This is a genomic window from Streptomyces sp. NPDC058741, from assembly GCF_042746715.1.
Taxonomy (GTDB): Bacteria; Actinomycetota; Actinomycetes; order Streptomycetales; family Streptomycetaceae; genus Streptomyces.
Genome location: NZ_JBHYQH010000027.1, coordinates 46369 through 64444, shown reverse-complemented (window position 1 = coordinate 64444; position 18076 = coordinate 46369). Strand labels below are relative to the sequence as shown.

At 71.1% G+C, this 18076-nt stretch carries 17 protein-coding genes, 1 pseudogene and 1 riboswitch; of the genes and pseudogenes, 12 read left to right on the top strand and 6 right to left on the bottom strand.

Annotated elements, in window-relative coordinates:
• Positions 1-91: 91 nt before the first annotated feature.
• The 4 genes from ACFW6P_RS21560 to ACFW6P_RS21545 all read left to right on the top strand — a co-directional run bounded on the left by ACFW6P_RS21560 (position 92) and on the right by ACFW6P_RS21545 (position 4241).
• Positions 92-1324: an Ig-like domain-containing protein gene (locus tag ACFW6P_RS21560; RefSeq protein WP_386356498.1), complete on the top strand. Its 1233-nt coding sequence runs from the start codon at positions 92-94 to the stop codon at positions 1322-1324.
• 91 nt (positions 1325-1415) lie between these two features.
• Positions 1416-2183, top strand: a complete 768-nt coding sequence (locus ACFW6P_RS21555) for an enoyl-CoA hydratase/isomerase family protein (protein WP_386356496.1) — start codon at positions 1416-1418, stop codon at positions 2181-2183.
• A 286-nt stretch (positions 2184-2469) separates the two neighbouring features.
• Entirely contained in the window at positions 2470-2973 is a 504-nt protein-coding gene (locus ACFW6P_RS21550) for an ATP-binding protein (protein WP_386356494.1), read from the top strand.
• Positions 2974-3062: 89 nt separating this feature from the next.
• Complete coding sequence (locus tag ACFW6P_RS21545; protein ID WP_386356492.1) at positions 3063-4241, top strand: YncE family protein; 1179 nt, start codon at positions 3063-3065, stop codon at positions 4239-4241.
• Positions 4242-4280: 39 nt separating this feature from the next.
• Here ACFW6P_RS21545 and ACFW6P_RS21540 read toward each other — a convergent pair.
• Positions 4281-4463 (bottom strand): annotated as a pseudogene (locus tag ACFW6P_RS21540) (phiSA1p31-related protein); the annotation flags it as partial.
• Between the two features lie 313 nt (positions 4464-4776).
• On the opposite strand from ACFW6P_RS21540, the gene ACFW6P_RS21535 reads away from it, so the two are divergent.
• From ACFW6P_RS21535 to ACFW6P_RS21525, 3 genes are all read left to right on the top strand, one after another.
• Positions 4777-4941, top strand: coding sequence for a hypothetical protein (locus tag ACFW6P_RS21535; protein WP_386356490.1), 165 nt, complete (start codon positions 4777-4779; stop codon positions 4939-4941).
• Positions 4942-5469: 528 nt separating this feature from the next.
• A complete protein-coding gene (locus ACFW6P_RS21530; protein ID WP_386356488.1) occupies positions 5470-5682 on the top strand; it encodes an EF-hand domain-containing protein in 213 nt (70 codons plus the stop codon).
• Between the two features lie 164 nt (positions 5683-5846).
• Complete coding sequence (locus ACFW6P_RS21525) at positions 5847-6509, top strand: NADPH-dependent F420 reductase (RefSeq protein WP_386356486.1); 663 nt, start codon at positions 5847-5849, stop codon at positions 6507-6509.
• A gap of 12 nt (positions 6510-6521) precedes the next feature.
• Here ACFW6P_RS21525 and ACFW6P_RS21520 read toward each other — a convergent pair whose 3' ends face one another.
• From ACFW6P_RS21520 to gcvT, 5 genes are all read right to left on the bottom strand, one after another.
• On the bottom strand, positions 6522-7079 hold the full coding sequence (locus ACFW6P_RS21520) for a glycoside hydrolase family 25 protein (protein WP_386356484.1): 558 nt from the start codon (positions 7077-7079) through the stop codon (positions 6522-6524).
• A 281-nt stretch (positions 7080-7360) separates the two neighbouring features.
• Positions 7361-8728 carry an L-serine ammonia-lyase gene (locus ACFW6P_RS21515; protein ID WP_386356482.1) on the bottom strand — a complete coding sequence of 456 codons (1368 nt, stop codon included), beginning with the start codon at positions 8726-8728 and terminating at the stop codon, positions 7361-7363.
• An 84-nt stretch (positions 8729-8812) separates the two neighbouring features.
• Positions 8813-10075 (bottom strand): serine hydroxymethyltransferase, encoded by a 1263-nt coding sequence (gene glyA / locus ACFW6P_RS21510; protein WP_386356480.1) that lies wholly within the window; start codon positions 10073-10075, stop codon positions 8813-8815.
• Positions 10076-10089: 14 nt separating this feature from the next.
• Positions 10090-10467, bottom strand: coding sequence for a glycine cleavage system protein GcvH (gcvH, locus tag ACFW6P_RS21505; protein ID WP_386356477.1), 378 nt, complete (start codon positions 10465-10467; stop codon positions 10090-10092).
• A 108-nt stretch (positions 10468-10575) separates the two neighbouring features.
• Positions 10576-11721, bottom strand: coding sequence for a glycine cleavage system aminomethyltransferase GcvT (gene gcvT, locus ACFW6P_RS21500; protein WP_386356474.1), 1146 nt, complete (start codon positions 11719-11721; stop codon positions 10576-10578).
• Between the two features lie 168 nt (positions 11722-11889).
• A riboswitch (glycine riboswitch) is annotated at positions 11890-11989 on the bottom strand.
• Positions 11990-12211: 222 nt separating this feature from the next.
• Between gcvT and ACFW6P_RS21495 the strand changes: the two genes are divergently transcribed.
• The 5 genes from ACFW6P_RS21495 (at position 12212) to ACFW6P_RS21475 (ending at position 17973) form a co-directional block, all read left to right on the top strand.
• Positions 12212-12880, top strand: a complete 669-nt coding sequence (locus ACFW6P_RS21495) for an AAA family ATPase (RefSeq protein WP_386356471.1) — start codon at positions 12212-12214, stop codon at positions 12878-12880.
• A gap of 211 nt (positions 12881-13091) precedes the next feature.
• Positions 13092-13880, top strand: coding sequence for an enhanced serine sensitivity protein SseB (locus ACFW6P_RS21490; RefSeq protein ID WP_386424382.1), 789 nt, complete (start codon positions 13092-13094; stop codon positions 13878-13880).
• Positions 13881-13979: 99 nt separating this feature from the next.
• Positions 13980-14780: an enhanced serine sensitivity protein SseB C-terminal domain-containing protein gene (locus tag ACFW6P_RS21485; protein WP_386356465.1), complete on the top strand. Its 801-nt coding sequence runs from the start codon at positions 13980-13982 to the stop codon at positions 14778-14780.
• Between the two features lie 324 nt (positions 14781-15104).
• Positions 15105-16112, top strand: a complete 1008-nt coding sequence (locus tag ACFW6P_RS21480; protein WP_386356462.1) for an ABC transporter permease — start codon at positions 15105-15107, stop codon at positions 16110-16112.
• 70 nt (positions 16113-16182) lie between these two features.
• On the top strand, positions 16183-17973 hold the full coding sequence (locus ACFW6P_RS21475; protein WP_386356459.1) for an ABC transporter substrate-binding protein: 1791 nt from the start codon (positions 16183-16185) through the stop codon (positions 17971-17973).
• Positions 17974-18076 lie beyond the last annotated feature (103 nt).

Sequence of the window (18076 nt, the reverse complement as noted above, 5' to 3'; positions counted from 1 at the left end):
GGCCGGGTCGCCCGTGGTTACTATTCGCCGGTGCGCTGGGGAAACGCGCCGGGGAGTGGGCCTGGCCAGGCCTGGGGAGGGGTACATCGACGTGAACGGGCGACCGATATCGGCGACGTCGGTTGGACGCAGGAACGCATGGCTCGCGCCGGCCGTCGGCGCGTTGCTGTTCGCCGTCACGGCGTGCGGCGGCGGGGACACCGGATCCGGTGCCGGAGCGGACGGCGGCAAGGGCGGGGCCGCGGACGCCGCGCGGAGCGGGCAGTCCGAGGCGGTCGTCGCCGTCGCGCCGAAGGACGGCGCCACGTCGGTCGACACCAGCGGAGCGCTGAAGGTCTCCGCCACCAAGGGCAGGCTGACCGAGGTCGAGGTCAAGGACTCCGACGGCAGGAAGGTCGCCGGGAGGATATCCGGCGACGGCGCCACCTGGACGCCGTCCACCCACCTCGCCGGTGCCACGAAGTACACGGTCCACGCGGTCGCCAAGGACTCCGAGGGCCGCACGGCGGCCGAGGACTCCGGCTTCACCACGCTGACCCCGAAGAACACCTTCACCGGCACCTTCACCCCCGAGGACGGCTCCGAGGTCGGCGTGGGCATGCCGTTCTCGCTCCGCTTCTCGCGGGGCATCACCAGCCCGGACGAGGTCGAGAGGGCCGTCCGCATCACGACGGAGCCGGCCGTCGAGGTCGAGGGCCACTGGTTCGGCAACGACCGCCTCGACTTCCGTCCCGAGAAGTACTGGAAGCCCGGCACCAAGGTGACCGTCCACCTCAACCTCGACGGCGTCGAGGGACGCCCCGGCGTCTACGGCGAGCAGGACAAGGAGATCGACTTCACCATCGGCCGCAACCAGGTCTCCGTCGTCGACGCCAAGAAGCTCACGATGAAGGTCACGCGGGACGGCAGGACGGTCAAGACCATCCCGGTCACCACCGGCAAGCCCGGCATGGAGACCTGGAACGGCCAGATGGTCATCAGCGAGATGCTCGAGGTCACCCGTATGAACGGCGACACGGTGGGCTACGGCGGCGAGTACGACATCAAGGACGTCCCGCACGCCGTCCGCCTCACCACCTCCGGCACCTTCCTGCACGGCAACTACTGGGCGGGCGGCGCCTTCGGCGAGTACAACGCCAGCCACGGCTGCGTCGGCCTGCGCGACGTGCGCGGCGGCTGGGACAAGAAGGTGCCGGCCGCGTGGTTCTTCGACCACTCGATGGTCGGCGACGTGGTGGTCGTCAAGAACTCCGAGGACCGGACCGTCGACCCGGACAACGGACTCAACGGCTGGAACATGTCGTGGGAGAAGTGGAAGAAGTAGCTCCCCGCCTGCTCCCAGGCTGACGTGATGGGCCCCGGTGTGACGCAGCGCACCGGGGCCCGAGCCGTTAGTCCCCGTTAACCTGCTGCGTATGACCGTCTCTCTCGAAGTCGCTGAAGGCGTCGGCACCCTCCGTCTCGACCGCCCGCCCATGAACGCGCTGGACATCGCCACGCAGGACCGGCTGAAGGAACTCGCCGAGGAGGCCGCGGGCCGCGAGGACGTGCGGGCCGTGGTGGTCTACGGCGGCGAGAAGGTGTTCGCGGCCGGCGCGGACATCAAGGAGATGCAGGCGATGGACCACACCGCCATGGTCCTGCGCGCCCGCGCCCTGCAGGACTCCTTCACGGCCGTCGCCCGGATCCCCAAGCCGGTCGTCGCGGCCGTGACGGGCTACGCGCTGGGCGGTGGCTGCGAACTCGCCCTGTGCGCCGACTTCCGCATCGCCGGGGAGAACGCCAAGCTCGGCCAGCCGGAGATCCTGCTCGGGCTGATCCCCGGCGCGGGCGGCACCCAGCGCCTGGCCCGCCTGGTCGGCCCGTCCAAGGCCAAGGACCTCATCTTCACCGGCCGGATGGTGAAGGCCGACGAGGCCAGGGAGATCGGCCTGGTGGACCGGGTCGTGCCCGCCGACGAGGTGTACGCGCAGGCGCACGCCTGGGCGTCGAAGCTGGCGCCGGGCCCGGCCCTCGCGCTGCGCGCCGCCAAGGAGTCGATCGACACGGGCCTGGAGGCCGACATCGACACCGGCCTCGCCATCGAACGCACCTGGTTCGCGGGCCTGTTCGCCACCGAGGACCGCGAGCGCGGGATGCGCAGCTTCGTCGAGGAGGGGCCGGGCAAGGCGAAGTTCCTCTGACCCCGCCCCGGAAGACGCCGAGCGGGCCTGGCGATTGACGCGGCGTCCGGATGCGGGTCCCCCGTAGGAGCGGATGAGGGGAGCCGTAAGGTGACCTTGAGCCCGTCGGGCCGGGGGATCCGGTCGATTGCCGCGGAATGGTCGTTCCAGCAGGTCGGACCGGGATCGGGGCGTCCCGAAGTGCCCTCGGCACATGACGGACGACAGGACGTGCGCGGTCCCCCGGCAGGGGCGTATTCAGTGGGAACGGCCCCCTCGGGCACTGCGGACGGCCATGATGGGGGGCATGGCGGGGCTGGAGGGTACGGGACAGCCGCGGGGCCACGCTCATGCGGCCGCGGCGCGCTGGTCGCCGACCGTCGAGGACGAACACGCGTACAGAGCACTGGATTTGTACGGCAATCCGGCGGAGGCAGAGGTTGCACTGCCGTCCCGCCCCGAGTCCGCCGCCACCGCCCGGCGCCTGACCCAGATCGTGGTGCTGCGCCACTGGGGCCTCACCCCCAAGACCACCGAGGACGCGGTCCTGCTCGTCTCCGAGCTCGTCGGCAACGCCGTGCGCCACACCGGCGCCCGCGTCTTCGGGCTGCGCCTGCACCGGCGCCGCGGCTCGATGCGCGTCGAGGTCCGGGACCCCTCCCGGGGGCTGCCGTGCCTGATGCCCGTGCGGCCGCTGGACGTCAGCGGCCGCGGCCTGTTCCTCGTCGACACGCTCGCCGACCGCTGGGGCGTCGACCTGCTGCCCCGGGGCAAGACCACCTGGTTCGAGATGCGGGTCGCCGAGCGCTGAGCCCCCGGCCCGGCGCCCCGTGCCGGCGCACCCGGCCGCCGAACGGACGAATAGCCCATGTTCCGGTAAAGCGCACCTTAAATGGAGCGATGCACCGTCACCTCCTCAAGAGCACCCTCGTCGCTGGTGCCGCCCTCGCCGTCCTCGCCGCCTGCGGCACCCCGGGCGAGGAGCGGACCTCCCGGCCGCGCGGCACCGAGGCCGCCGTCCCCGCCCCGCCCGAGAAGAAGCCCGTCGACGGCCTGCCCGGCATGCCGCCCGTCCTCGACCCCGAGGACGTCTACGCGGCCGACCGCCCGAACAAGCTGTCCCCGGTGGTCAAGGACTTCCCCTCCCGGGTCTACGTCCCCAACACCGAGTCCGACACCGTCTCCGTCATCGACCCGAAGACCTACGAGATCGTCGAGACGATCCGCGTGGGCCGCCAGCCGCAGCACGTCGTGCCCTCCTGGGACCTGAAGACGCTCTGGGTCAACAACAACCGCGGCCACTCCCTCACCCCGATCGACCCGAGGACCGGCAGGGCCGGCAAGGCGGTCGAGGTCCACGACCCGTACAACCTCTACTTCACGCCCAACGGCAGGTACGCCGTCGTGATGGCCTCCCTCGACCGCGAACTGGTCTTCCGCGACCCGCACACCATGAAGATCAAGAAGACGGTCCCGGTCTCCTGCTACGGCGTCAACCACGCCGACTTCTCCCTGGACGGCCGCTACTTCATCGTCTCCTGCGAGTTCAGCGGCGAACTGCTCAAGGTGGACACCGAGAAGATGAAGGTCGTCGGACAGCAGCGGCTGCCGTTCGAGGGCGCCATGCCGCAGGACGTGAAGGTCTCGCCCGACGGCAAGAAGTTCTACATCGCCGACATGATGGCCCACGGCATGTGGGTCCTGGACGGCGACACCTTCGCCGAGCCCACCCTGATGCCCACCGGCAAGGGCTGCCACGGCCTCTACGTCAGCCGCGACTCCCGCGAGATGTACGTGTCCAACCGCGGCGAGGGCACGATCTCCGTCTTCGACTTCACCCGGGACAGGCTGACCGGGAAGTGGAAGCTGCCCGACGGCGGCAGCCCCGACATGGGCGGCGTCTCCGCCGACGGCAAGGTGCTGTGGCTGTCCGGCCGCTACGACGCCGAGGTGTACGCCATCGACACCCGCACCGGTACCCAGCTCGCCCGCATCCCCGTCGGCAGCGGCCCGCACGGCCTCGCGGTCTACCCGCAGCCCGGCCGCTACTCCCTCGGCCACACCGGCGTCTTCCGCTGACCCGGGCCTGACTCGGGGCGCCTCCTCTGCCGGGGTGAGAGGCCCCGCGCGGCGGACGACGCTGTTCAGGGTGCGACGCTCGCAGCGGTCCCGCCGGGCCGGCAGGGGAACGCCGTCCCTGGTGCGCTCCCCCTCGAAGTGCCGGCACCGGCCTCGGCCGCTCCGCTCGGCGAGCGGCCGGGACAGGTCGTAGACGCGCCCCCGCAGCAGGTGCGGCTGCACGGCGGCGGCGAACGCGCGGTGCGGCAGCAGGGGGACCCCCGTGTGCGACGAGGTGGACGGGGACGCCGTCGCGCAGGCCGGTGGCGAGTTGCACGTACCCGGCCTGCCGGGTGTCCAGGCAGACGTGTGATCGCCTGTCCGCACGCGTTCGCCGGCGCCGGCAGGAACTGGGCCTGGGCATCGAACCGCGGCGCGCAAAGCGGGGATCAGCAAGGACACGTGGAAGCGGACCGAACGCGCCCAGCCGGTGCGGGACGCCGGCTACGCCAAGATCGAACAAGCGCTGTGCTGGGCACCCGGGAGCTGCCGGCAGGTGCTCGAAGGGAGCGAACCCCTCGTGGCGCGGGAGGCGGAGGCCCTCAGCGGGGTCACGCTCGTCTCCGTCCCCAAACAGGCGCTCGAGACCGCGATCCGCCAGGCCCTGGAGAGCGCGGCCATCGCCGTCACCGACCTCCACGCCAGCGATATCCGACGTTGAACGAACGCGTCATCGAGGACCTGCGTGACAGGAGGCTGATCTGAGCCGCACCGCCTCGTGCGGGACGTGCGCGCAGGCGACCCGCTTTGCTCCCCGGCCGACCGGACACAGGGGGAAGGCCATGCGCGGCACCCTGATCGTCGCCGACCACGGCCCCGCCTTCTGCGGCTGGACGGCCCGCACCGCCTCGGGGGAGCGGGTCTGAGTCGCCCCGCCCGCCGTGCGGACCGACCCGCACGTCCGCGGCATCCGGCGCGAACTCGTCACCAGCACGGCCAGATCGCCAAGGAGGCGCCGTGATCTCCTCCCCCTATGCCATCGTCGGGGGACGGCGGGGACTGCGCGCGCCGCGCCGGCTGCATCGTCAGCAACGCCCAGCCGGCCCGGATCGTCGCTCCGCCGCCCTGGAGATCCTGACCGGGGTGAGCCCGGGGTGGTCGCCGCGCCGCGGGTTCCGGCGGGCGGCTAATCTGACCTCCGTCAGACCTGCGTCAAAGGGACGCACTGCACGAGAAGAGGGGCGGATCGGTGGCGGACATCGAGGAAGCGCGCAAGCAGTTCGAGCGGATCGATACGGACGGTGACGGCTACATCACCGCTGCCGAGTTCAAGACCGCCCTGGCGCAGTCGGGCGACTGGAACGTCACCGAGTCGGTCGCCGAGGTCGTCATCAAGGCCCGCGACCTGGACGGCGACAAGCAGCTGAGCTTCGACGAGTTCTGGGCCTACCTGAACAAGTAGGCGCCGTGCGCGGTGCCCGAAGCGAGGGTCCCGGCCTGTCACACGGCGGACCGGGCCCCTCGCCGTGTCCGGCGCGAACCGGAATAGCGCGCCCGCCCGTGAGGTTGATGCACGTCATAAGGCTCCACGAGGCCTGTTCATCTTCCGAAGAGCGAGGCGAGGACATGAAGATCGGCATCATCGGAGCGGGCAACATCGGCGGCAACCTGACCCGGCGGCTCACCGCCCTCGGCCATGACGTGTCCGTCGCCAACTCCAGGGGACCGCACACGCTCACGGCCCTGGCGGAGGAGACCGGGGCGACGCCCGTACCGGTCGGGGAGGCCGCCCGGGGCGCGGAGGTGGTCGTGGTGACCATCCCGCTGAAGGCGGTCCCGGAGCTGCCGTCCGGCGTGCTCGACGGCGCGGCGGACGGTGTCGCGGTCATCGACACCGGGAACTACTACCCCCGCCAGCGGGACGGCAGGATCGACGGCATCGAGGACGACGGCCTCACCGAGAGCCGCTGGACCGAACGGCAGCTCGGCCACCCCGTCGTCAAGGCCTTCAACGGCACCTTCGCCCAGGACATCCTGGACCGCCCGCGCCCGGCCGGCGCCCCCGACCGCATGGCCCTGCCGGTGGCCGGCGACGACGACGCGGCCAAGCGGAAGGTCCGGGACCTCATCGAGGAACTCGGCTTCGACACGGTGGACGCGGGCGGCCTCGACGACTCCTGGCGCCAGCAGCCCGGCACCCCGGTCTACGGTCTGCGCGGCGGTGTCGAGGAGGTCACGCAGGCCCTGGCGCAGGCGTCGCCGGAGCGCACGGCGGACTTCAGCGGCTGAGCCGTCCGGCGCTCAGGCGCCCTCGGCCCACCTGCGCAGCGCCGCCTCGCACCCGAAGGCGGCCACGTTCTTGTCCACCGGGTCGTCGGTGTACTGGTGGAAGCGCCACTTCGCCTTGATCCGGGGCTCGCCGGCGGAGACGTAGTCGGCGATCCACAGGCCGTCGCCCGCGTGGGAGCTCGTGTCGATGTTCAGCCAGAAGTGCCGGTTGCAGTAGAGCACCACCCGGTTGTCCGGCCGCAGGTCCTTCAGCCTCCGGATGAAACGGTCCTTCTCCGCGTTGCTCGCGTGCGTCCCGCTGCCCGTGGTCTCCCAGTCGACGGCGAGGATGTCGCCCGGCCGGTCCGGGGTCTTGCCGACGAAGTACTCGGCCTGGGCGGTGAGGTTGCCCGGCCACAGGAAGTGGTAGAAGCCGACGACCAGCCCGGCCTCTCTGGCCCGCTTGGTCTGGGCCGCCAGTCTGGGGTTGACGTAGGAGCGGCCCTCGGTCGCCTTCACGAAGACGAAGGAGAGGCCGTCGGTGTCGTAGGAGGAGCTCTGGTAGGCGCTCACGTCGATGCCGCGCAGCATGGGGGTCTCCCTGAAGTGCGGGTGGGGGAGGGGGAGTCGGCTTCCGCGGAGGTTCCGCCGGATCCGGGGATGTTGTGATGCCCCGTGACGGCTGGCTCCACGCCGGGCGCGCGGTGGCGGGCGCCCGGCGCTCGTGAACGGCGGGCGGATTCAGGACGCGGAGGTGGTGACCGGGGAAGCGGGCGCGCCGGCGGCACAGGGGGCCTCGCCCCGTCCAGGGAGAGGTGCTCGGTCTCGCCCCTCGGTTGTGCCGTGCCGCACGGTGAGAGGCCTCGGCGGGCTCAGCACTCGATGATGTTCACCGCCAGCCCGCCCCGCGCCGTCTCCTTGTACTTCACCGACATGTCCGCGCCGGTGTCCTTCATCGTCTTGATGACCTTGTCCAGGGACACCTTGTGGGAGCCGTCGCCGCGCATCGCCATGCGGGCGGCGGTGACCGCCTTGACCGCGGCCATGCCGTTGCGCTCGATGCAGGGGATCTGGACCAGGCCGCCGACCGGGTCGCAGGTCAGGCCGAGGTTGTGCTCCATGCCGATCTCGGCGGCGTTCTCGACCTGCTCGGGCGAGCCGCCGAGGACCTCGGCCAGGGCGCCCGCGGCCATGGAGCAGGCGGAGCCGACCTCGCCCTGGCAGCCGACCTCGGCGCCGGAGATGGAGGCGTTCTCCTTGAAGAGCATGCCGATCGCGCCCGCGGCGAGCAGGAAGCGGACCACGCCCTCCTCGTCGGCGCCGGGCACGAAGTTCATGTAGTAGTGCAGAACCGCCGGGATGATGCCGGCCGCGCCGTTCGTCGGGGCGGTGACGACCCGGCCCCCGGCGGCGTTCTCCTCGTTCACGGCCATGGCGTAGAGGGTGATCCACTCCATGGCGAGGGCCTGCGGGGCGCCCTCGGAGCGGAGCTTGCGCGCGGTGTTGGCGGCCCGGCGGCGCACCTTCAGGCCGCCCGGCAGGATGCCCTCGCGGGACATGCCGCGCGCCACGCACGCCTGCATCACCCGCCAGATCTCCAGCAGGCCCGCGCGGATCTCCTCCTCGGTGCGCCAGGCCCGCTCGTTCTCCAGCATCAGCGCGGAGATGGACAGGCCGGTCTCCTCGGTGAGGCGCAGCAGCTCGTCGCCGGTGCGGAAGGGGTACTTCAGCACGGTGTCGTCGAGCTTGATGCGGTCAGCGCCGACCGCGTCCTCGTCGACGACGAACCCGCCGCCGACCGAGTAGTACGTCTTCGTCAGCAGCTCCGTGCCCCAGGCGTCGTACGCCCACAGGGTCATGCCGTTGGCGTGGTACGGCAGGGCCTTGCGGCGGTGCAGGACCATGTCGTCGTCGAAGGAGAACGCGACCTCGTGCTCCCCGAGCAGGTTCAGACGGCCGCCGGCCTTGATGGCCTCCACGCGCTCGTCGGCGGTCTCCACGTCCACCGTGCGCGGCGAGTCCCCCTCCAGGCCGAGCAGCACCGCCTTGGGCGTGCCGTGGCCGTGGCCGGTCGCGCCGAGCGAGCCGTACAGCTCCGCGCGGACCGAGGCGACGGATTCCAGGAGCTCCTCGTTGCGCAGCCGCCGGACGAACAGGCCGGCCGCGCGCATCGGGCCGACGGTGTGGGAGCTGGACGGGCCGATGCCGATCGAGAACAGGTCGAAGACCGAGATGGCCACGGGGGGACTCCTGACTACGGGGGTGGTGCGGAGGGGCAGGGTGCCGCGGCCGCTTGTGGCGGGCGCGGCACCGGAGAGGTTTCTCTACTTGTCCAGAACCGCGTACAGCGGGTGCTGGTCGGCCAGGGCCTTCACCCGGGCCCTGAGGGCCTCCGCCTCGTACGACGGCTTCAGCGCCTCGGCGATGACGTCCGCGACCTCCGCGAAGTCGTCCGCCCCGAACCCGCGGGTGGCCAGGGCCGGCGTGCCGATCCGCAGGCCGGACGTCACCATCGGCGGGCGCGGGTCGTTCGGGATCGCGTTCCGGTTGACGGTGATGCCCACCTCGTGGAGGCGGTCCTCGGCCTGCTGCCCGTCCAGCTCCGAGTGGCGCAGGTCGACCAGGACCAGGTGCACGTCCGTGCCGCCGGACAGGACGTCCACGCCCACGGCCCGCACGTCGTCCTTCACCAGGCGCTCGGCCAGGATGCGGGCGCCCTCCAGCGTACGGCGCTGGCGCTCCTTGAAGTCCTCCGAGGCGGCGACCTTGAAGGCGACGGCCTTGGCGGCGATCACATGCTCCAGCGGACCGCCCTGCTGACCGGGGAAGACGGCGGAGTTGATCTTCTTGGCCAGTTCGGCCGTGGAGAGGATCACGCCGCCGCGCGGGCCGCCCAGGGTCTTGTGGGTCGTGGTGGTGACCACGTGCGCGTGCGGCACCGGGTTGGGGTGCAGCCCGGCGGCCACGAGACCGGCGAAGTGCGCCATGTCGACCATCAGGTACGCGCCGACCTCGTCCGCGATCCGGCGGAACTCCGCGAAGTCCAGCTGCCGCGGGTACGCCGACCAGCCGGCGACGATCAGCTTCGGCCTGGACTCCTTGGCCAGCCGTTCGACCTCGGCCATGTCGACCCGGCCGTCCTCGCCCACGTGGTAGGCGACGACGTCGTAGAGCTTGCCGGAGAAGTTGATCTTCATGCCGTGGGTCAGGTGCCCGCCGTGGGCGAGGTTCAGACCCATGATGGTGTCGCCCGGCTTGAGCAGCGCGAACATCGCGGCCGCGTTGGCCTGGGCGCCCGAGTGCGGCTGCACGTTGGCGTGCTCGGCGCCGAACAGCTCCTTGATGCGGTCGATCGCGATCTGCTCGACCACGTCGACGTGCTCGCAACCGCCGTAGTAGCGGCGGCCGGGGTAGCCCTCGGCGTACTTGTTGGTGAGGACCGAGCCCTGCGCCTCCATGACGGCGACCGGGGCGAAGTTCTCCGAGGCGATCATCTCCAGCGTGGACTGCTGGCGGTGCAGCTCGGCGTCGACCGCGGCGGCGACGGCCGGGTCGAGCTCGTGCAGGGGTGTGTTCAGGACGGACATACGGCTACGACTCCTCAGCCGGCGGCGAACGCGGTGTACTCGTCGGCCGAGAGCAGGTCGCCCGGCTCGTCGGTGACGCGCACCTTGAACAGCCAGCCGCCCTCGAAGGCCGCCGAGTTCACCAGCGACGGGTCGTTGACGACGTCCTCGTTGACCTCGGTGACCTCACCGGAGACCGGGGAGTACAGGTCGGACACCGACTTGGTCGACTCCAGTTCGCCGCAGGTCTCGCCCGCGGCGACGGTGTCGCCCACCTCGGGGAGCTGGACGAAGACCACGTCGCCGAGCGCGTTGGCCGCGTGCTCCGTGATGCCGACCGTCGAGACGCCGTCCTCTGCGGCCGACAGCCACTCGTGCTCCTTGCTGTAACGCAGCTGCTGGGGGTTGCTCATGGCCTGGATTCTCCTGTACGCGCGGGAGTGCTGTGAAAAGGGGGACTGCTGGTGAGCTGGGACGACGGGGCGGGGGCGAGGCCGTAGCCGCGGCCTCCCGGCCAGTGTCTACTTCTGGCGCTTGTAGAACGGCAGCGCCACGACCTGGTACGGCTCGTGGCTGCCCCGGATGTCCACGCCCACACCGCTCGTGCCGGGGGCGGCGTGTGCGGCGTCGACGTAGGCCATGGCGATGGGCTTGCCCAGCGTGGGGGAGGGTGCGCCGGAGGTGACCTCGCCGATCACCTCGCCGCCGGCGACGACCGCGTACCCGGCCCGCGGGACCCGGCGGCCCTCGGCGACCAGGCCGACCAGTACGCGCGGCGGGTTCTGCCCGGCCCGGGCGGCGGCCTCCGCGAGCGCCTCGCGCCCGACGAAGTCGCCCTCCTTCTCGAACTTCACCACACGGCCGAGACCGGCGTCGAAGGGCGTCAGGGAGGTGGTCAGTTCGTGCCCGTACAGCGGCATCCCCGCCTCCAGGCGCAGCGTGTCGCGGCAGGACAGCCCGCACGGGACCAGGCCGGCGCCCTCGCCCGCCTCGGTCAGCGCCTGCCACAGCTCGACCGCGTGCTCCGGCTTCACGAACAGCTCGAAGCCGTCCTCGCCGGTGTAGCCGGTCCGGGCGATCAGCGCCGGGACGCCCGCGACCGTGCCGGGCAGTCCGGCGTAGTACTTCAGGCCGTCGAGGTCGGCGTCGGTGAGGGACTTCAGGATGCCGGGGGACTGGGGGCCCTGGACGGCGAGCAGCGCGTAGGCGTCCCGGTCGTCGCGGACCTCGGCGTCCAAGCCGGCGGCGCGCTCGGTCAGCGCGTCCAGGACGACCTGGGCGTTGGAGGCGTTGGCGACGACCATGTACTCGGTCTCGCCCAGCCGGTAGACGATCAGGTCGTCCAGGATGCCGCCGTCGGCGCGGCAGATCATGGTGTAGCGGGCGCGGCCCGGCTTCACGCCGCCGATGTCGCCCACCAGCGCGTGGTCGAGCAGGGCGGCGGCCTGCGGGCCGGTGACGGTGATCTCGCCCATGTGGGAGAGGTCGAAGAGGCCGGCCTTCGTGCGCACGGCGGTGTGCTCGTCGCGCTCGGAGCCGTAGCGCAGGGGCATGTCCCAGCCGGCGAAGTCGGTCATCGTCGCGCCGAGCGAGCGATGCAGGGCATCGAGCGCGGTGTGACGGAGTTCTCCTGTACTGCTCACAGTCGGTCGTCTCCCAGGGCACATGGGGGTCCCTCACGCGCGGGCGGAGCCGGGCGTGGGGGAGGGCGAGGTCGTTCCTCCCCATCTGTCATCGGAACCTGAGAGGTTCGCCATGACCTTGCCGGTCCATGGCTTGCACCTTGGGTGGAGCCGGCCTGCCGGGGCAGGGGAGGGCCCGCTTTTCAGATGTGCCTCGCCCGCGCGGTAACGGGGCCTGAGAGATTCAAGGGAGGGACTTGCTCCTTCGGCGCCCCAGCGTCAGCGGTGCTGGGGACTCTCCCGCGCGGATTCAAACGGCCGGTATGCAGTTGGCGCGCACATCATTGCACGCATCCTTCCCACGCGGCAGGGGGACCTTTCCCAGGAAGAGCACAGCGTCCCGCCCGCCGGGCCCGTGATCTGTAGCAGCCCTGTTGCAGGACCAGTAAGGAAATGAGAGGCCTGTGGCATTACCTTCTTTTTACACTCGGCGGGGATGGGTCTCCGTACCTGGCCTCAGGGGAGGACGTTCACGGTGAACAGGACCACGGCGTACGCCACGACCACGGGCATCGCGCTGCCCGAGCAGCCGGCGGTCCCGGCCCGGGCCGCGTGCGGCCCGGTGCCGGCGCCCGTCGTCCGCGATCTGCGCGAGCGCGCCGGCCGCGGCCCGCACGCGCTGCTGTTCGGCCCCCGCGACCTCGTCGTGGTCACGGGTCTGCCCGGCTCCGGCAAGTCCACGCTGATGCGCCGCACGGTGCCGGGCCGGCGCGTCGACTCCCAGGACACCCGCGACCGCTGGGAGCGCCGTATGCCGGGCTTCCTCCCCTACGCGGTCTACCGCCCGCTGGTCCGCCTCGCCCACTACGCCGGGCTGCGCCGCGCCCTGCGCACCGGCGAGGGCGTCGTCGTCCACGACTGCGGCCACCAGGCCTGGGTCCGCCGCTGGCTCGCGCGCGAGGCCCGGCGCCGGGGCGGCACCCTGCACCTGCTCCTCCTGGACGTCACCCCCCAGGAGGCCCTGGCAGGCCAGCGCGACCGCGGACGGGGCGTCTCCCGCTACGCCTTCCTCCGCCACCGCGCGGCCACCACCCGCCTGCTCCGCTCGGTGGAACGAGGCGACCTGCCCCCCGGCTGCGCCTCGGCCGTCCTGGCCGACCGCGCGGCGGCGGACACGTTGCGCGGCATCGGCTTCGTGGGCTGAGCGATCGCGCGGGGGAAGGGGGAGGGGCGAGGGCGAGAGGGGGGCACGGCGAGAGGGGCCACGCCCCCCTCTCGCCCACCCGCCCGAACCCCACCGTCAGCCCCAGCCCCCACCCGACCGCCGGACTCCCGGCACACGGACGAAGCCCCGAGGGCCACGAGCCGTTAGCCTTCTTAGCCTCAGCAGTGGTTCCAGGCAGGGCGGTAGGCAGATGGACTTCCCGGCGGACTTCTCCGCGGACTTCCCGGCGCAGACACAGACCCACCCGCACGGCGGGTGGCCCGGCAACGAGCTGGAGGAGGTGCTCTCGGCCTCGCTCGGTGCCGGGCCGGCGGCCGGGGGGCGGATCGTCGAGGTGCTCGGGCGGAGCTTCGTCTGGGTGCCGCTGCCCAGCGGCGGCGGCCCGCGCAGCGGCCCCCTCGACCTCCCCGGCATCGAGATCGACGGCCAGGCGTTCGTGCCGGTGTTCAGCTCCGAGGAGCAGTTCCGGCAGGTCGTCGGCTCCCACATGTCGTACACCATCGCCCCCGCCGTGGAGTTCGCCCGCGGACTGCCCCCGCACGCGGGCATCGTCGTCAACCCCGGCGGCGTGGTCGGCGTACCCCTGCCGCCGCCCGCAGTCGCCGAGCTGTGCCGGGCCGGCCGCACCCCGCTGGACGGTCCCGCGAGCGGCGGCCGCGTCCGTCTCCTCGAGCCGGACTGGCAGGACGACCCGGTCGACTTCCTCGCCGCCGCCTCCACCGAGTTCGAGGCGACCGGCGTGGTCCTCACCGCCCGCCGCTGCCTCGCCGCGATCGAGACGGCCGACCCCGTGATGTTCGTGGGCGTGGAACTCTCCCAGTGGGAGGGTGACCTGCGGGCCCTGCCCCTGGAGGCCCTCACCCGGGCCGTCACCAGGGCACCGGCCCCCTGGCCGGTCAACCTGGTCCTGCTGGACGTCGCGGAGGACCCGGTGGGGGAATGGATGCGCGACCGGGTCCGCCCCTTCTACCAGCGGTAGGGCAACGATCCGGCACCCGGCGAGCGGGAAAGAGTCCCGAGCCGGCGGGCGGGCTTAAGCTAGGTCACGGTCGAGGCGTTGTACGAAGGGGCGGTAAAGGTGAGCGCGAGCGGCACGGCCGCGGCCGGACAGGTCGAGCACATGCTGCGCCAGGTCACGCCCGGGCGTTACGACGCCTACGAGGCACTCCTGCGCGCGCTCGCGACGCCCCGCACCGGCCGGATCTGGATGCTCCTGTGGCACGGCCAGGCCGGCTCCCCGGACGCCCGGTACGGGAGGATGGAGGTCGACGGGCACGGCTACGCCCCCTGTGTGACCTCCGCCCAGGAGCTCTCCGCCAGCGGCTGGGCCCGCTCCTACGAGGTGGTCGACGGCATCGACGTCGCCCGCGCCCTCTACCCCGACCACTACGGCCTCTGGCTCAACCCGCACGCCCCCGGCGGCGGTGTCGGCGTCCCCTGGCCCGACCTGCGCCGGATCGCCACGGGCCTGGACCGCCAGCCGGCGGGACCGCTGCGGTTGTCCGAACCGGCCATCGAGGTCCCGCAGTTCTACGCCCTGCTCGCCCAGAACGCCCACCGCACCCCGGCCGTCCGCGCCCTGCGCCGCGCCTGGGTGCAGCCCGCGCTCGGCGCTCCGTACCTCGCCATCGGCCTGGACGTCTACGACACCTCGCCGCAGGCCGTGGATGCGGTGCGCGCGATGATGCAGCAGTCCCTCGGCGCCGTGCCGGAGGGACTCCCCGTCTCGACCGTGGCCATGTCGGACGAGTACGACCCCGTGGCCCTGTGGCTGCGCGCGAACGCCCGCCCGTTCTACGACCGCGAGGCCCACGCCACCGCCCCCGTCCAGGCCCCCGCCTCGGGCTACGGCTACCCGCCCGCCCAGAGCGGATACTGAGCACACCCGCCGAACCGCCTCATGACCGCAAGGTGCACGCACCCGTCTCTTCGCGCGTAGACCGGGGTGGAATGTGACGCTCTGCGCCGGATGTCCCAACTCGCGTGGCACCGGTGGCCGTTACCTGCTGTCCGGATAACGGAATCCCCCAGACAGCATCACGTTTACGCATCCTTTCACCGCCAAGTCTGGCAGCAAAACGCCGAAGCGTTGAAGACTCCCGGCACCAGGGGTTGCTCGCCCCTGTGTACGACGGACAGACACGCCGCCACAGCGGAATGCGCGGACCGGCCACCGCCGGTTGAGAAGAGGGGTCCCTGCCTGATGACGGCACCATTGCACGAGCCGACCGCGGAAGCGGCTCCGAGTGCGGCCGAGGAAGCGGTAGTCGCCGGCGGCGGTGCGAAAGCCGTACAGGGTCGTTCTCTGGGCCGGATCGCCTGGGAGCGCCTGAAACGGGACAGACTCGCACTGGCCGGTGGCGTCATGGTGCTCGCGCTCATAGCGATCGCCCTCCTCGCGCCGGTCATCACGGGCCTGGTGGGCCAGGACCCCGAGTCCCGCCACGAGGAGCTGATCGACCCGCTGTTCGGCACTCCCACGGGGGCGTGGGGCGGCATCAGCGGCGAGCACCTGCTCGGCGTCGAGCCGGTGAGCGGCCGCGACATCTTCGCCCGCATCGTCTACGGCGCCCAGATCTCGCTCCTCGTGGGCTTCCTGTCCGCGATCGTCGCCGTCGTGATCGGCACCGTCCTGGGCGTCCTGGCCGGCTTCTTCGGCGGCTGGGTCGACGCCGTCATCAGCCGTGTGATGGACGGTCTGCTGGCCTTCCCGCAGCTGCTGTTCATCATCGCCCTGGTCTCCGTCATGCCGGGCGAGATGCTGGGGCTGACCGGCACCGGCGTGCGCCTGTTCGTGATGATCCTGGTCATCGGCTTCTTCGGCTGGCCCTACATCGGACGCGTGGTGCGCGGCCAGACGCTGTCGCTGCGCGAGCGGGAGTACGTCGAGGCGGCCCGGTCGCTCGGCGCCGGCCGGTTCTACATCCTCTTCAGGGAACTGCTGCCCAACCTGGTCGCGCCCATCATCGTGTACACGACGATGATGATCCCCACCAACATCCTCACCGAGGCGGCGCTCAGCTTCCTGGGCGTGGGCGTCAAGCCGCCCACGGCCTCCTGGGGACAGATGCTCTCGAGCGCGATCGACTACTACGACTCGGACCCCATGTACATGGTGGTCCCGGGCGTGGCGATCTTCATCACCGTCCTTGCCTTCAACCTCTTCGGTGACGGCGTGCGTGACGCGCTCGACCCGAAGGGCTCCCGCTGAACTGCCGTACTACAGCGACCCGTGGCATTTGGCACCGGGGCTCTCATCCAAATCCGGAGGATCCGAGATCGTGACTACCCAACGCACCTCAGGGCGGCGCAAGCAGGCCATGGCCGCTGCGGCCGTGGTCGCCGCACTGCTGACCACGGCGGCGTGCGGCGGCGGCAACGACGACGAGGGGTCGAAGAACGGCGCGGCCGGCTTCAACGCCGCGAACAACAAGGTCGCCCAGGCCTCGCTCGCCAAGAAGGGCGGCACCCTGAAGTTCGCCGGTGCCCAGGACGCCGACTCGTGGGACACCACGCGCGGCTACTACGGCTTCATGTGGAACTTCTCCCGCTACTACAGCCGCCAGCTGGTCACGAGCAAGACGGAGCCGGGCAGCGCCGGCACCAAGCTGACCCCGGACCTCGCCACCGGGCTGGCCAAGATCTCGGACGACGGGAAGACCTACACGTACACCCTGCGTGAGGGCCTCACGTGGGAGGACGGCAAGCCGATCACCTCCAAGGACATCAAGTACGGCATCCAGCGCGTCTGGGCGCAGGACGTGCTGTCCGGCGGCCCGGTCTACCTGAAGGACGTGCTCGACCCCAAGGGCGAGTACCCGGGTCCGTACAAGGACAAGTCCGCGGACAAGCTGGGTCTGAAGGCCATCGAGACCCCCGACGACAAGACCATCGTCTTCAAGCTGCCGAAGCCGAACTCGGACTTCGAGGAGATGCTGGCCCTGACCTCGGCGTCCCCGGTCCGCCAGGACAAGGACACCAAGTCCAAGTACGGCCTGCGCCCGTTCTCCTCCGGCCCGTACAAGTTCCAGTCGTACAACCCGGGCAAGGACCTGACACTGGTCCGCAACACCGAGTGGAAGCAGGACTCGGACCCGATCCGCAAGGCGTACCCGGACAAGATCACGGTCAAGTTCTTCTCCAACGCCAACGACATGGACGCGCGTCTGATCGCGGGCGACTACGACCTGGACATCAACCAGACCGGCATGTCGCCGCAGGGCCGCAGCACCGCCCTGAAGCAGCACAAGGGCAACCTGGACAACCCGGTCTCCGGCTACATCCGCTACGCGGTCTTCCCGCAGAGCGTCAAGCCGTTCGACAACATCGACTGCCGCAAGGCCGTCATCTACGGCGCCGACCACGAGTCGCTGCAGACCGCCCGCGGCGGCCCCGTCGCCGGTGGCGACATCGGCACCAACATGCTGCCGCCGTCCGTCCCGGGCGCCGAGGGCCAGAAGTACGACCCGTACGAGCTCGCCGGTGCCAACAAGAAGGGCAACGTCGACAAGGCCAAGGAAGCGCTGAAGGCCTGCGGCCAGCCGAACGGCTTCAAGACCACCATCGCGGTGCGCAACAACAAGCCCGCCGAGGTGGCCACCGCCGAGTCCCTCCAGGCGTCGCTGAAGAAGGTCGGCATCACCGCCGACATCGACCAGTACGACGGCTCGCAGACGGCCGGCATCATCGGCAGCCCTTCGAACGTGAAGAAGAAGGGCTACGGCATCATCATCATGGGCTGGGGTCCTGACTTCCCGTCCGTGCAGGGCTACGGCCTGCCGCTGTGGGACAGCAGCTACATCCTCGAGAGCGGCAACAACAACTACGCCCTGATCAAGGACAAGGCGATCGACGGCCTGTTCGACAAGTACACCACCACCCTGGACGACGCGGGCAAGACCGAGATCGCCACGGAGATCAACCACAAGGTCATGGAGGGCGGCTACTACCTGCCCTTCGTCTTCGAGAAGTTCATCAACTGGCGCTCCAGCCGTCTGGCCAACGTCTACACGACGGACGCCTACAGCGGCATGTACGACTTCGTCAACCTCGGTCTGAAGTCCGCGAAGTAACCGGCACACCCGCCGTACGGCACGAAAGGCAGGTGAAGGCCGGCGCGGCGTGACCTCGGGCCACCGGAAGACCTCCGGTGGCCCGAGGTCCGCGGTGGGCCGA

Bases quoted from the DNA above. Each gene is read 5' to 3' on its own strand.
- ACFW6P_RS21490 (WP_386424382.1), top strand. From the start codon at position 13,092: ATGGACTTCCCGGCGGACTTCTCCGCGGACTTCCCGGCGCAGACACAG.
- glyA (WP_386356480.1), bottom strand. From the start codon at position 10,075: ATGTCCGTCCTGAACACACCCCTGCACGAGCTCGACCCGGCCGTCGCC.
- ACFW6P_RS21480 (WP_386356462.1), top strand. From the start codon at position 15,105: ATGACGGCACCATTGCACGAGCCGACCGCGGAAGCGGCTCCGAGTGCG.
- ACFW6P_RS21525 (WP_386356486.1), top strand. From the start codon at position 5,847: ATGAAGATCGGCATCATCGGAGCGGGCAACATCGGCGGCAACCTGACC.
- ACFW6P_RS21545 (WP_386356492.1), top strand. From the start codon at position 3,063: ATGCACCGTCACCTCCTCAAGAGCACCCTCGTCGCTGGTGCCGCCCTC.
- gcvT (WP_386356474.1), bottom strand. From the start codon at position 11,721: ATGTGCCCTGGGAGACGACCGACTGTGAGCAGTACAGGAGAACTCCGT.
- ACFW6P_RS21550 (WP_386356494.1), top strand. From the start codon at position 2,470: ATGGCGGGGCTGGAGGGTACGGGACAGCCGCGGGGCCACGCTCATGCG.
- ACFW6P_RS21520 (WP_386356484.1), bottom strand. From the start codon at position 7,079: ATGCTGCGCGGCATCGACGTGAGCGCCTACCAGAGCTCCTCCTACGAC.
- ACFW6P_RS21555 (WP_386356496.1), top strand. From the start codon at position 1,416: ATGACCGTCTCTCTCGAAGTCGCTGAAGGCGTCGGCACCCTCCGTCTC.
- gcvH (WP_386356477.1), bottom strand. From the start codon at position 10,467: ATGAGCAACCCCCAGCAGCTGCGTTACAGCAAGGAGCACGAGTGGCTG.